The organism is Nocardia sp. NPDC050175 (assembly GCF_044459885.1).
Classification (GTDB): Bacteria; Actinomycetota; Actinomycetes; order Mycobacteriales; family Mycobacteriaceae; genus Nocardia.
Genome location: NZ_JBITJI010000008.1, coordinates 154,320 through 166,939, shown reverse-complemented (window position 1 = coordinate 166,939; position 12,620 = coordinate 154,320). Strand labels below are relative to the sequence as shown.

Sequence of the window (12,620 nt, the reverse complement as noted above, 5' to 3'; positions counted from 1 at the left end):
CCTTTGTATAGGCCGCTCACCGCGTATACCGGGTGGGCGGGTTACACAAAGGGTGAGGGGTTCAGCGTAGGAAGCTGATTGGACGGTGTCGCTCGTCTCGATGGGTTAGTGCGGGGGTAGTAGGACGTCGTTGAGGGTGACCAGGGAGAGGTTGCGCTCCTTGATGATGTCGACCAGTTGGCCGTAGCAGTGGGTGACGGCGGGGGCGTTGGCGTGGCCGATGATGATGGTTTGCGGGTGGAAGTACTTGCGGGCGCACTCGATCAGGTAGTCCTCGGTGATCACGCCGGAGTCCGACAGTGAGCCATACCACATGGTTGGCACGGTGTAGCCGAGGTCGGCGGCGACCTTGTCGACGGTGGCGTTGTGCCTGCCGAACGGCGGGCGGTAGTACGGGGCGCCGTCGACGCCGAAGTTGTTCTGCAGGTAGGTCTTCGCGCGTTGCAGCTGATCGGCTACCGCGCCTGCGGACAGTTTGGTCAGGTCGGGGTGGTCCCAGGTGTGGTTGCCGAGCTGGATCTGGCCCGAATCGACCAAGGGGCGCAACGCGTCTCGGTGGATCGCCCACGAGTCGTAGTAGGCGGTCACGAAGAAGGTGAGCCGGGCGCCGGTGTCCTTGGCGAACTTGATGTACGCGCCGACCACCTCGGGGCTGGCCCCGTCGTCGACGGTCAGCGCCATGCTGGTGCCGGGACCGGGCAACCCGGTGATGGTGGCGGCGGGAATCGGTGTCTTCGGCCCACCGGGCGGCGGCGGTAGCAGCGGCGGTTTCGGCGGCGCGAGCGGTCCGCCGCCGGCCGACCCGCTGTTGATCGGATCACCCTCCGCGACCGCGCACCCAGCCAATACGGCCGCAGTACCTGCGGCAAGCATCAACATCCGACGTCTGTCCACTGCTTTGAACCCCTGCTCTGGTCGAACGAGCCGTCACCCACACCCGGCGCGACGGCGCACAAACAGCGACAGGCTACCGATCGAATCTGTCCACAGCCTGAACCGTTGATCACGCGGGAACGACGCGCCGACTAGCTCGACGCTGGTCGCAGCACGATCTCCGTCGGATGCCCGTCTCGCGGCGTCTCGATCGCGTTGCGCACCACACCAGCGACCGTCTCCGCGCGCAGGAACTGCTCCGGCCGGTACTCGCGGCCCTCCATCGCGATGATCTCGCGCTGCATGTCGGTGTCGATGCGGCCGGGATGAATCGAAGTAACCCGCAGCTTGGGTTCCTCCAGCCGGAGCGCGTCGGCGAAGGCGCGCAGCCCGAACTTGCTCGCGGCGTAGGAGGCCCAGCCCGCGTTCGCGCGCAGCCCGGCCCCCGAATTGATCAGCAGCACATGGCCGTCCGCAGCGCGCAGTGCGGGCAGCAACAGCCTGGTCAACTCGACGACCGCGATCAGGTTGGCCTCCAACGTGTTTCGCCACTGATCGACCGTCGACTCGGCGATCGAGGCCAGGTCCTGGATGCCCGCGTTGTGCACGAGCACGTCCAGCCGCCGGATCGGCTCGGCCGCCGTGGCCACCGCCGGATAGTCGGTCAGCTCGACCGGCCACCCGGTCGCCTCGGGCAGTTCCTTGCGGATGTCGCGCAGTGCGTCGGCGGATCTGGCGCCGAGCAGCAGGTCGTGCGTCGGCGCGAGCTCACGGGCGATGGCGGCGCCGAGTCCACGACTGGCGCCGGTGATCAGCGCGGTCGGCTTCGGGGAGCTGGTCACGGCATTGGTCATGCGCCCCACCGTAATAGCCCGCGAAAGCGGAACGATGCACGCATACATCTATGCGAAAATCTCGAGCAGCGAATTACGGACGGGGCATTCGAGAGTGAGAAGCGCCGAGCACGAGCCACCCACCGGCAGGTGGGACGCGGCCGAGTCGGACACCGCCGAGCGGGCGTACTTGCCGGTGGCATCGCAGAATAGGGGGATGGCACACCCGGGTTTCACTCCGACACAGCTCGCGGCCCGCGCCGCCTACCTGCTGCGTGGCAACGACCTGGGCACGATGACCAGCGCCGCGCCCCGGCTGTATCCGCATATGTGGAGCTGGGACGCCGCGTTCGTCGCGGTCGGGCTCGCCCCGCTGAGCGTGGAACGCGCGGTGATCGAGCTGGACACGCTGCTGTCCGCGCAGTGGAAGAACGGCATGATCCCGCACATCGTCTTCGCCAACGGCGTCGACGGTTACTTTCCCGGCCCGTCCCGCTGGGAGTGCCGCAAGCTGGCCGCCAACGCGCCGGACGGCCCGGACACCTCGGGGATCACCCAGCCGCCCGTGCACGCCATCGCGGTGCAGCGCATTCTCGATCACTCCCGGCGGCACGGCCGCAGCACCCGCGCGGTCGCCGAGGAATTCCTGAACCGCCGCTGGCCGGACCTGGTGCGCTGGCACCGCTGGCTGGCGCACGCGCGCGATCCCAAGGAGACCGGGCGGATCACGCTGTATCACGGCTGGGAATCCGGCATGGACAACTCGCCGCGCTGGGACCGCGCCTACGAGAACGTGATCCCCGGCGATCTGCCGCCGTATCACCGCGAGGACGTGCGGGTGGTCGCCGATCCGACGCAGCGGCCGAGCGACCGCGAATACGACCGGTACCTGTGGCTGGTCGAGCAGATGCGCCGGGCGGGCTACGACGACTACCAGCTGTCCTCGACGATGAGTTTCGCCGTCGAGGATGTGTTCGTCACCGGGATCTTCGCGCTGGCCTGTGAGGTGCTGGCGAATATCGGTGAGGAGTACAAACAGCCGCTCGCCGATGTCCGCGAGCTGTACGGGTGGGCCGATCGCTTCCGGGCCGGCGTTGTCGCGACGGCCGATGCGCGCACCGGCGCGGCCAGAGACTTCGACGTGCGGTTGCAGCGCTGGATCGGCACCGAGACGCTGGCGATGTTCGCGCCGCTGCTGTGCGGCGGGCTGCCGCGCGACGCCGAACGCAGCCTGCTGCGCACGTTCGAGGGGCCGCGCTTCTGCGGGCATCCGGATCTGCGGTACGCGCTGCCGCCGTCGACCTCGCCGGTGTCGCGGGACTTCCGGTCCCGCGAGTACTGGCGTGGCCCGGTGTGGCCGGTGATGAGCTGGCTGTTCTCCTGGGTGTTCGCCCGGCGCGGCTGGGCCGAGCGCTCGTTCATGCTGCGGGCCGAGGGCCTGCGTCAGGCCAGCGACGGCAGTTTCGCCGAGTACTACGAGCCGTTCACCGGGGAACCGCTCGGCAGTATGCAGCAGTCGTGGACGGCGGCCTCGGTGCTCGATTGGCTCGGCTGATGACGGCCTGACCGATGTTCAGGTAAACATTGCGCAACTGCACCTTGTGCAACATTGGTCACTTTAAGATCAAATAGCTATCGTCGAACACCATGGACACCTCGCGTTGGAGCTCGACCATCCGTCGCCGCGGCACGGCGCTGTCACTGATCGCCCTATCCGGCATCCTTACGGCTACCTTTTCCGCACGCGCCGAGGCAACACCGACGGGCCCGGACGTCTCGTCCTGGCAGCACATCGACGGCCGACTGATCGACTGGTTCGCGGTGCGGCGCTCCGGTCACACGTTCGCCATGGTCAAAGCCACCGAGGGCGTGAGCTACATCAACCCGTACTTCGTCGCGGACAGCCTGCTGATGCGCGCGGCCGGTGTCGCACGCGGGACGTACCACTACGCCAGGCCGAACCTGGCGCCGGAACCGCAGGCCGCGATGTACGCCGCAGTGGTGCTCGGCCAAAACGGCGCCCTGGATCTGCCGCCGGTGCTCGACCTGGAGACCACGGGCGGGCTGCCGCCTGCCGCACTGATCGACTGGACGCACCGGTATCTGAACACAGTGCAGGCGCTGACCGGACGGACTCCGGTGGTCTACACCTATCCGAACTTCTGGCGCACGGCGATGGCCGACACCAACGAGTTCACCAGGTACCCGCTGTGGATCGCCGATTACCGGGGCAACGACGCACCCGAGGTGCCGGGCGGCTGGCCGACCTGGACGTTCTGGCAGACCACCGACAGCGGCGGCATCGACGGCATCGCGGGCAACACCGATCTGAACGTATACAGCGGCGCCCAGGGCGATTTCGCGCGCTTCGCCAACATGTAGTGCCCCGCACAGGCGAATGCCGCGTTGTTCGAGAAGCTCGAAGCAACGCGGCATTCGTTGGGGCTAGGCATTCACCGCGAGGGCGATGACGACCTCTTGCTCGTTATCGGGCAGATAGTGCACCCGCAGGATGCGGCCGACCTGTACCTGTCCGACAAGGCTCGGGGCGAGGAATTTCTCCACGCGGGTGCTGAAGGTCGAGCCGTCCGGGCGGGTGACGACCAGGCCGAGTTCGATCTTGGAGTGACCGTCCCGGATCTCGCCGGGGACCGAAAGCGACTGCACCACAGCCTGAGTGGCGATGCCGCGCTCGGCGATGTCGAGCTTGTGCCTGGTCGTGATGCCCTTGCGGATCATCGACTCGTTCATGGCCCGCTGCGCGATGGTCGTGTCGCCGGACCTATCGACCTCGACCTTGTCGGTCCGGTCCGGCAGGTAGCGCACCGGCAGCACGACACCGGGCTGGAGCAGCGCCAGTTCGGTAAGCGGCACAATCATTTTCGCGGCGGCGGTGAAGTTCTTGCCGTCTACCCCCTCCACACTGAATTCTATGCGCACCTGCGGTTGGTCGTTGACGCTCAACCCGGTTTGCCTGAACGACTTGATGGTGCCGAGACCGACCAGGGCGTCACGGAATTCGGCGCTGTTGCGGCCGCTGAAGGCCGCGACAATACCTTCGCCGGTGCACGCGAAAACAATGGGGACCAGGGTGATCGCGGTGATCGGCAGCGCCATCTGCCAACCGACCCACGCCAATTCGGCGGGCTCGAATTCGTTGGGGCTGACGTAGGTGAGGCCGTGGAAGAGGTAGTAGCCGATGGCCAGTGCGGCGAGTGCGGCGGTGATCCAGCGGAGGGATTTCATGATGTTCCTCGATGATTCGAAAGTGGTCGCCCACGTTGTCGGCCCGCTCGAGCGAAACCCGAGCGGGCCGCGGACGATTCAGCCGCCGACGACGGTCGAGCAGGCGAAGGTGACGTCGAACTTGGACGTCTTCGGGCCGGCCAGCGGGTTGCTGAGATCGGCGCTGACGCCCTCGCCGGTGACCTTGTAGGTGTTGCCGTCCTTGGTGAGCGTGGCCGAGCCGCCGGGCATCCCGTTGCCGAAGCCGACCGCGTACGGCTGGCCCGCGTCGCCGCCCTTGCTGCCCGCGATACCGATTGCCTGCACGGTGTCGGTGCCGGTGATGGTGGCGCTGACGGACAGGTTGCCGTAGGCGGTGTTGGCGGCGTCGGTCAGCGCGAGCGCCAGGGTGCCGCCCTGCTTGGCGCAGGTGGTGGTGAACTTCGCGTCGAACGCCTTGCCGTCGACCGACGCGGTCGACTTGCCCGACGGGGCCGAATTCGTCTGCGGGGCGGCCGAGGACTTGGGCGGGGTGCTGCTCGCGTTGTCGCTGCAACCGGTGACGAAGAAGGCGGCCGCGGCGGCGGAGGCGACGAGGGCTGCGGTGATGGACTTGGTGTTCATGGTGTCTCCTGTGTTCGTGCGGCCCGGGTGTCTGGGCCGATACGAGAAACCTAGGAACGGTTCGCGTCCTACCGATCCCAGGTTTTCGCCGGGTCGAATCGGACAAAAGTCCGTTAACCTGGTCGAATGCGACGACCGCGCGCCATGGTGCTCGACGAGGTGTGGCGCAAGCTCGACGGCGTCGAACCGCTCAGCGGTCCGCACGGCGGGCCGTTGCGCCGCACGGTGAAGCTGATCCTGGATCCGCTGGTGATCCGGCCGGTGCAGCATCCGGCCTGCGCCGGGCCGATCGTGACGGCCGACGGCGCAGTGCTGCTGGCCGCGCGGGTGCACGCCGCGGCGGATGTGCTGCGCGCGACGGCGGCCTGGTTCACGGTGCTCAAGCAGGTGCGGCGGGCGTTGCGGATCACCGAGGGGCATCCGCAGGATCTGTACTTCCAACGGTGTTTCGAGCTGGCGACGACGTCGGGGATGCCGGATCCGGTGCGGGACAGGCCCATAGCCGAGGCAACATTGCGCGACGTGCACGAGTACGCGGCGGGCCGTACTACCCAGGCGTTGAAGGAGTATGTCGCCGAACGGACTCCGGAGCTCGCGGGTCTGGTCGAGGTCGCGTGGGGACGGCGGCCACTGACCGGTCCGGCGGGCGGTGACCACCACGCCACGGTCGCCGAACTGCTCGACGCCTGTGCCGCGGCCCGGCTGGCGCAGAGTCGAGACAACGGGCAGGCGGCACTGGACGCGCTGGTCGGCGCGCATGCGGGGACGCATGCCGGAATACGACTGTGGCGGGCCGAATCCGGTTACACCGCAGACGAACTGGGACTCACCGTGTATCCGGTGCCGCAGCCGCCCGCCGTCGGCGCGTCGGCCTCGAAGTCAACGCTGGGGCTGCCGTTCGACCGCACCGTGTACGAGCGGGTGTTCACCGCGTTGCAGGCTTCCAGCGAACGCGCCGAGCTGCCGCCGATTCCGGAGTTGGTGACCACCGAGATCGCTCGAAGTTGTTCGCCGTGGGCACTTTTGGACGAGACGCTCCGGGTGACGGCGACGGCGGGCGTCGCCCTCGCGCATGGGCTTGCGCCGATCGGGGCCGTTCGGCGGCAACGTGTAGAAGTCGGTATGGCACGCTTGCCTGCGGCTGCCGCGGGAGAGACCACCGCGCACCGAGTTATCAACGGCCGCTGGCAACGTGAGGCCTACGTGTTGCAGGCCCGGCGGCTGGTGGTGCGCGCCGACACCGCGTCGCCACCGACCGGGCCGCTCGCCGCGATCGCGGCCGAGTTGTCCACACCGTGGCGGCCGTACCTGCGGCGGCTGTGGGTTCGCCTGCACGGGCGCGATGTTCGGGAGTTCGCGGTGGACGACCCGGATGAACTGTGGGATCTGCTCGACGGTGTGGCACGCTCGGTCATCCTCGATCACCGGACGCGAGTCAAACAGGCTTTGAGTGCGAGTGCGGCCGAATCGGATTCGACGGAATCGAGGGCGAGCTGATGAACGGCACGGTGCGGCTGCGGCGGGCCGCCGACGGGCTCTTGATCATCGCGCCCGACGGTGCGCCGACCGTCCTCGACGGTGCACCGGAGATCGACGTGCTGGTGCTCGAGGCGGCAGGCGGACACCTGACGTGGAGTCTGCTCGACGGACCGGCACTTCCGGCCGCGGTGATCGATGATGTGAAGCTGGCCCAGGACTGGCTGTGGGCAGTCTTCGGCGAGGAGGTCGCGCTGGCGGTCGACGCGGGCGAAACCGGCGAACTGACCGCCGTGCCCGGCTTGCCGGAGCTCGTCACGAGCGCGCGGCGGCTCGGATACGCGCACTGGGCGGCGCGATGGTGGCCCGCATCGATCATCGATGGCATTGCGCCACTGGACGAACGGCTGCTGCTGGACGACATCGCGACGCTTTCCGAGGAATGCGAGATGATCGTCGACGGCGCGGACGCGCCGTTCGAGGTGACCGAAACGCCCGACCGGGTACCGGAGGCGCGCGGCCGCGCGGAGGACTACGCCCTTGCGGCGGGACCGGCGTCGGCGACACCGCCTGGCGCCTTGGTACTGGCCAGGGGCAGCGGCGGCTGGGATTGGCGCCGCTGTCCACCGAGGCTGCTCGACGCCTCCGAGCAGGCTGTGTCGTGGGAAGTGGTGCGCCAGGCCGGAACTACGACGGTCTCGGTACGCGCGGTCACCGCGCCGCAGAGCCACTTTCCCTCGTACCTGCATCCTCATGTGCTGGTCCGCACGAGCGCCGGAACCGCCGACGCGGCGCTGACCCTGGCCGGTGACATCTGGACTACCGAGGTGCCCGCACCCGAAGGCGCGGAATCCGCTGTGACCGTGGCGATCTACGTGCCGGGTGTCGGCTCGGACAGCTCGGAGCACGGCGGCCCAGCGGTGCGCCAACGGATACGCGACCTCGCCGTCCAGCGACTGCGCCGTGCCGCCGACCCCGCCGACGAGGCCGGTGACGCGCCGTTGCTCGCCGAAATAGACGCTGCTGCTTCAGATTCGGACTTCTGAAATGACCGGCGAAACACCCGATGACGGTCGCGCTCTGCTCGCCGCAGGCGCCGACGCGTACACCCGCGGCGACACCGCCGGAGCTCTGCGCATCTTCGAGGACGCCGCCCGCAACACCACCGGCGACGTCCGCATCGGCGCCATCGTCAACGCGGCGAGCATGGCGGACGAACTCGGCGATCACGCCAGATCGCTCGGCCTGTACCGCGAGGCGCTCGCCGCCATGCCCGAGGACGCTCCGAAACTGCGCCCCAACGCACTGGTCAACATGTCGCAGGCGTTGCAGCACCTCGGCGAACTCGACGCGGCCCAGGATGCGTTGGAGCAGGCACGGGGGTTGCTCGCCGACAACACCGATCAGGGCGTGCTCCGGGTGGCCTGCCTGCTGTCGTTGACCGCCGTCGCCCTGCACCGCCAGCACTGGGCGTACGCCGCCGAGCTCGCCACCGAATCCCTGGACGCGGCATGGCGATTCGCGCCGCAGCTGGCCGGGCATCCGCTGATGAACCTGGCCGCAACGTATTTCGAGACCGGCCGCCGCGACCTCGCGGTCGACTTCGTCCAGCAGGCACTCGCCGCGTTCGAGGCGGCGGGCGACCGCAACGCCGTCGCCGAGACCCAGCAGAACCTCGCCACCATGCTGGTCCGCACCGATCGCCTCGACGAGGCCGAGGCGCCGCTGCGGGCGAGCCAGCAGTACTTCGAGCAGGCCGGGCTCGGCTACCGCGCCGGAATCGGGCTCAAGACACTGGCTTTCCTCGCCGAGGGTCGCGACGATCTCGCGCAGGCGCAGGAGCTCTACCGCCGCAGCCTGGCTTATTTCATCGAATCCGGTGCGGTGCTGGATGCCGCCGACCTGCGCATGCGCCTATCCACGGTGGCGTTCAAGAGCGGCCGGTACGAGGAGTGCGAGGCGTTGCTCGCCGAGGCTTTCGACGCGTACGCCGAGCGTGGTCTCGGGTTGCACTGTGCCCAGCTCGATTACTGGCATGCGACGCTGCTGGAAGGTGCCCTCGCGGACTCGCCCGAACTACTCGCCCAAGCGGTCGACGTCGCGGTCCCGGCCGCACTGGCCATCGACGCGGTGCGCTACACCCTGCCCAACGGCAATCAGCGCGACCAGTGGAACCGCCAGATCGCCGACCCTGCCATGCGATTGGCCTTCCGCTTCGCCTACCTGTCCGGCAACGGACTGCTCCTCGCCGACCTGATCGAAACACAATGCGCGGGAACCACCTTGAACATCGATAGATCCGACGACCGCAGCGCGATCCGACTGCCGCTCGAACTCCTCGATCCCCCAGCCGATCTCGCCGAGCGCCCGGGAGCCACCGCGCTCCAGCTGGGCGCGGCGCTGGCCGAAGTCGCGGCCAGCGCAGGCCTGCCGGTTTCCCCGCCGCCGCGCCTCGCACTGGCCGCCGAGGGCCGAATCGCGTTGGCCCCCTATATCGCCGCTGCCGAGCAACGCTACGGACGAGTGATCCGAGACAGCCGGGTATTGACGGTATGACGCAAGAACAGCCGACCGTCGTGGTGCGCATGGCGGACGCGGGTGACGTGTACATGTCCTGGCGCTGGGTCGGGGACTCCGCACCACGGGGTGCCGCGATGCTGCCGGGCGAACCGGTAGTGGAGGCCGTGCGGCGGCTGTCCGACGCCCTGCCGCATCCGGCCGAGCCCGGTCGGCTCGAACGCGCCATGACCACCGGGGCTTTCGCCGAGCTCGACACCGAATACCTTGTTGCCCAGGCTCTTTCTCGTGCGTTGTTGCCGCACATGCTGGCAGCACAGCTGTATGAGCTGTACCAACGCGGCATCCGCCCGCATATCCGACTCCAGCCGTCGCCGCGGGTGGCCCAGGTGCCGTGGGAGATCATCGCTCCCGGTCCGGAGGTCCGCCTGATCGACATCGCCGACGTCAGCCTGCTCGCACCGGCGAGCATCGTGCACGCGCCAGGACGCACCGCGCGCACCTGGTCCGCGACGCACGGCGCACCCGTCGTCGCCGTGCTGGATCCGCGCATTCCCGGTTTTCGCGCCGACTCGATCCTCGGCTCGGTGCTCGGCCGCATGCCCGCGAATGCCCCACTCACCCAACGGATCGCCGAGTACGCGGCACAGGATCGCCTGCGGCCCGCGGTGCTCGACCCGACGGAGGCCTTCCGCCGGACCGATATCGACCGCACCTGGCTGAGCACAGCATTACGCGACGGCGCGAGCCGCCTGATCTACGTCGGCCACGTCACCGCCGCAGCACCCGAATCCGGCCAGAGCGAGGACGCCGAACTCCACTTGGCCTGCACCGCGGACACACTCGGCTTCGCCATCCCCACCCGCACCCATCGCCCGTTGTCCGCCAAGGACTTCCTGCTAGGCACGCACACCCTCGCCCCGGAACCCGCTGACGGCCAGGACCTTTGGCCTATCCCGAGCCGAGTTGCCCTGATCGCCTGCGAGAGCGGCGGCGACCTGCGCTTCACCGAGGCACTCGGACTGACCGCGGCGATGATCAACGGCGGCGCCGAACTGGTGACGGCCAGCCGCTGGCCGCTGCCCACCGACCTCGCCTTCCACCGCATCGCGGGCGCGCCACCCGACGCCCACCCGCTGCACCAGGCCATCTGCGCCATCGACGCCGCGCACGAACAGCCGGACCCGGTCGCCGCGCTCGCCACCTGGCAGCGCGAGCGCCTGCACGCCTGGCGCACCGAACGCACCGTCGAGCACTCGCCGCTGCTGTGGTCGGCGTTCGCCACGCTGTGCGCCTGAGTCAGCAACGGGGCGCCTGAGTCAGCCACGGAGCCCGCGGTCCACCGTGGGATGCACGCCGAGCACATCGAGCATCTCCGAGATGGACATCGCCCGGAATTCGGTCGCGCCCGCGTAGCCGGGTCGCGCCGCGTCCGCCAGTTCGGCGTAGAGGTGCAGACGGTCGTAGTCGGCCATCGACATGATGACCGCGACTTCGGTGCCGTCGTCGGTGATGACGGCGTCTTCGCCGGTCGCTATTACGTCGCGGACAACGGCGGTGATGTCGGCAGACAGCTCGTGGAGATTGCGTGTGTTCGTGTTGGGCATGCTCCGCATTCGGAGCGGCCTGCCCTTTTGGATCGGAGTTTCACCGTCTTGTTAGCGCAACGATCGGAATTGTCCGGTCGGTTTTGGTTTCGTGGTCGGCGAAAAACGGATAGAGCTGCTTCAACATGGTCCACATGTGGTCGCGTTCGGCGCCGGTGAGCGGGGTGGCGAGGGCGTCGTATTGTTCGTCGGCGACTTCGACGATCACCTCGGGGTTGCTGACCAGGTTCTGATACCAGTCCGGATGCGTCGGGGCACCGATATTCGAGGCGATGACCAGCAGACGGTCGCCGTCGAGGTGGAACATCATCGGTGTGGTGTGCGGTTTGCCGGTGCGGCGGCCGATCGTGGTGAGCAGCACGAGTTTGTCGCGATGCATGCCCTCGATCTCGCCGCCCGCGCGGAATTGGGTGATGGTGGTGCGGTTGATTTCTTTGACGTCCATGAACTCGCCTCCGGTGCGTAGACCCTGTAGTCCACAATTCACCCCAGGCGGTGCTGTGTCAGGCGAACGGCCGCGTTAGGTGCGGTGCGCGAGCAGGTGCTGCATGATCAGGCGGGTCAATTCCTCCGGCGCCTGCTCCGGGATCCAATGCGAGACTTCCTCGAGCATTTCGAATCGATACGGTCCGGTCACGTGCTTCCCGGTGGCCAGGGCGGCGGTGGAGCCGATGGAGCTGTCCTCGGTGCTCCACACGTACAGCGTCGGCACCGAGACCGGTCCGGTCGGCCCGGACAGGTGCATCGCTCGGTACCAATTCAGGGCCGCCGTCAGCGCCTCCGGCTGCGAAAGACGATGAACGTATTCGTCGATGCGTTCCTCCGGAATCTTCCACTCGAAGATCTTCCGCAGCCCGGCCCCCTCGTCCATGAGCAGCGCCCGCTCGGCCACCCGCGGCTTGCGCAGCAGCGAAAAGTATTGCGACCGTTGCGCTTGATCCTCGTCCTCGGTCATCGCCCGCAGGAACGCGGCGGGATGCGGCAGCGACACCGCGGTGAAACTGCGGATCCGTTCCGGAATGTCTGCCGCTGCCGCCCACCCGACATAAGCCCCCCAGTCGTGCCCGACCAGATCGAAGCGCTGCCAACCCAATTCGTCGGCGATCGCGACAAGATCGCCGACCAATTCGTCGAGCCGATAGTCGGCGACCTGGTCCGGCCGCACACCGGGCGAATACCCCCGCTGATCAGGCGCCACCACGTGGCACCCACCGCCACCGAGCGCGTGCAGCTGGAACTCCCACTCGATGGCCGCCTCCGGAAAGCCGTGCAGCAGCATGACTTCCCGTCCCCCGGCCTCCCCGCTGGACAACGCATCGAACGTTCCGGCAGCGGTAGGAATCTTGATTGCCTCGATCACATGCTCGACTCTAGAACCCCTCGGCATCTCGGCAGGCAGTCACACGGTCACGGAACGGGCCGACTGATCTCGCAATCACATGGGTAACTCGCCGGGTACGGGCTA

The 12,620-nt window shown here is 68.0% G+C and carries 13 protein-coding genes; 6 read left to right on the top strand and 7 right to left on the bottom strand.

Features of this window, described 5'->3' with window-relative positions:
• Positions 1–105: 105 nt before the first annotated feature.
• Together ACIBK2_RS27270 and ACIBK2_RS27265 are read right to left on the bottom strand one after the other, a co-directional pair.
• Positions 106–879 (bottom strand): polysaccharide deacetylase family protein, encoded by a 774-nt coding sequence (locus ACIBK2_RS27270; protein WP_396971506.1) that lies wholly within the window; start codon positions 877–879, stop codon positions 106–108.
• A 146-nt stretch (positions 880–1,025) separates the two neighbouring features.
• The gene (locus ACIBK2_RS27265) at positions 1,026–1,727 is read right to left on the bottom strand and encodes an SDR family oxidoreductase (protein WP_396971067.1); all 702 of its coding nucleotides are present in this window, start codon (positions 1,725–1,727) and stop codon (positions 1,026–1,028) included.
• 196 nt (positions 1,728–1,923) lie between these two features.
• On the opposite strand from ACIBK2_RS27265, the gene ACIBK2_RS27260 reads away from it, so the two are divergent.
• Both ACIBK2_RS27260 and ACIBK2_RS27255 read left to right on the top strand, forming a co-directional pair.
• Complete coding sequence (locus ACIBK2_RS27260; protein WP_396971065.1) at positions 1,924–3,261, top strand: MGH1-like glycoside hydrolase domain-containing protein; 1,338 nt, start codon at positions 1,924–1,926, stop codon at positions 3,259–3,261.
• A 92-nt stretch (positions 3,262–3,353) separates the two neighbouring features.
• Complete coding sequence (locus ACIBK2_RS27255) at positions 3,354–4,088, top strand: glycoside hydrolase family 25 protein (protein WP_396971063.1); 735 nt, start codon at positions 3,354–3,356, stop codon at positions 4,086–4,088.
• 63 nt (positions 4,089–4,151) lie between these two features.
• On the opposite strand, the gene ACIBK2_RS27250 is transcribed toward ACIBK2_RS27255, so the two are convergent.
• Together ACIBK2_RS27250 and ACIBK2_RS27245 are read right to left on the bottom strand one after the other, a co-directional pair.
• Complete coding sequence (locus ACIBK2_RS27250; RefSeq protein WP_396971504.1) at positions 4,152–4,955, bottom strand: hypothetical protein; 804 nt, start codon at positions 4,953–4,955, stop codon at positions 4,152–4,154.
• 75 nt (positions 4,956–5,030) lie between these two features.
• Positions 5,031–5,555: a lipoprotein LpqH gene (locus ACIBK2_RS27245; protein ID WP_396971061.1), complete on the bottom strand. Its 525-nt coding sequence runs from the start codon at positions 5,553–5,555 to the stop codon at positions 5,031–5,033.
• Positions 5,556–5,699: 144 nt separating this feature from the next.
• Between ACIBK2_RS27245 and ACIBK2_RS27240 the strand changes: the two genes are divergently transcribed.
• Genes ACIBK2_RS27240 through ACIBK2_RS27225 form a run of 4 tightly spaced genes read left to right on the top strand, consistent with a single transcriptional unit; the run spans position 5,700 to position 10,846 of the window.
• Positions 5,700–7,052, top strand: coding sequence for a hypothetical protein (locus ACIBK2_RS27240; protein WP_396971502.1), 1,353 nt, complete (start codon positions 5,700–5,702; stop codon positions 7,050–7,052).
• On the top strand, positions 7,052–8,077 hold the full coding sequence (locus tag ACIBK2_RS27235) for a hypothetical protein (protein WP_396971059.1): 1,026 nt from the start codon (positions 7,052–7,054) through the stop codon (positions 8,075–8,077). Before ACIBK2_RS27240 ends, ACIBK2_RS27235 begins: the two co-directional genes overlap by 1 nt.
• 1 nt (position 8,078) lies before the next feature.
• Positions 8,079–9,587, top strand: coding sequence for a tetratricopeptide repeat protein (locus ACIBK2_RS27230; RefSeq protein WP_396971058.1), 1,509 nt, complete (start codon positions 8,079–8,081; stop codon positions 9,585–9,587).
• Positions 9,584–10,846: a CHAT domain-containing protein gene (locus ACIBK2_RS27225; protein WP_396971057.1), complete on the top strand. Its 1,263-nt coding sequence runs from the start codon at positions 9,584–9,586 to the stop codon at positions 10,844–10,846. Before ACIBK2_RS27230 ends, ACIBK2_RS27225 begins: the two co-directional genes overlap by 4 nt.
• A gap of 21 nt (positions 10,847–10,867) precedes the next feature.
• Here ACIBK2_RS27225 and ACIBK2_RS27220 read toward each other — a convergent pair whose 3' ends face one another.
• The 3 genes from ACIBK2_RS27220 to ACIBK2_RS27210 form a co-directional block, all read right to left on the bottom strand.
• Positions 10,868–11,155: a type II toxin-antitoxin system Phd/YefM family antitoxin gene (locus tag ACIBK2_RS27220; RefSeq protein ID WP_150400283.1), complete on the bottom strand. Its 288-nt coding sequence runs from the start codon at positions 11,153–11,155 to the stop codon at positions 10,868–10,870.
• Positions 11,156–11,195: 40 nt separating this feature from the next.
• Positions 11,196–11,600, bottom strand: coding sequence for a nitroreductase family deazaflavin-dependent oxidoreductase (locus ACIBK2_RS27215; protein ID WP_396971055.1), 405 nt, complete (start codon positions 11,598–11,600; stop codon positions 11,196–11,198).
• Between the two features lie 75 nt (positions 11,601–11,675).
• Positions 11,676–12,515, bottom strand: a complete 840-nt coding sequence (locus ACIBK2_RS27210; RefSeq protein WP_396971053.1) for an alpha/beta fold hydrolase — start codon at positions 12,513–12,515, stop codon at positions 11,676–11,678.
• Between the last annotated feature and the right edge of the window lie 105 nt (positions 12,516–12,620).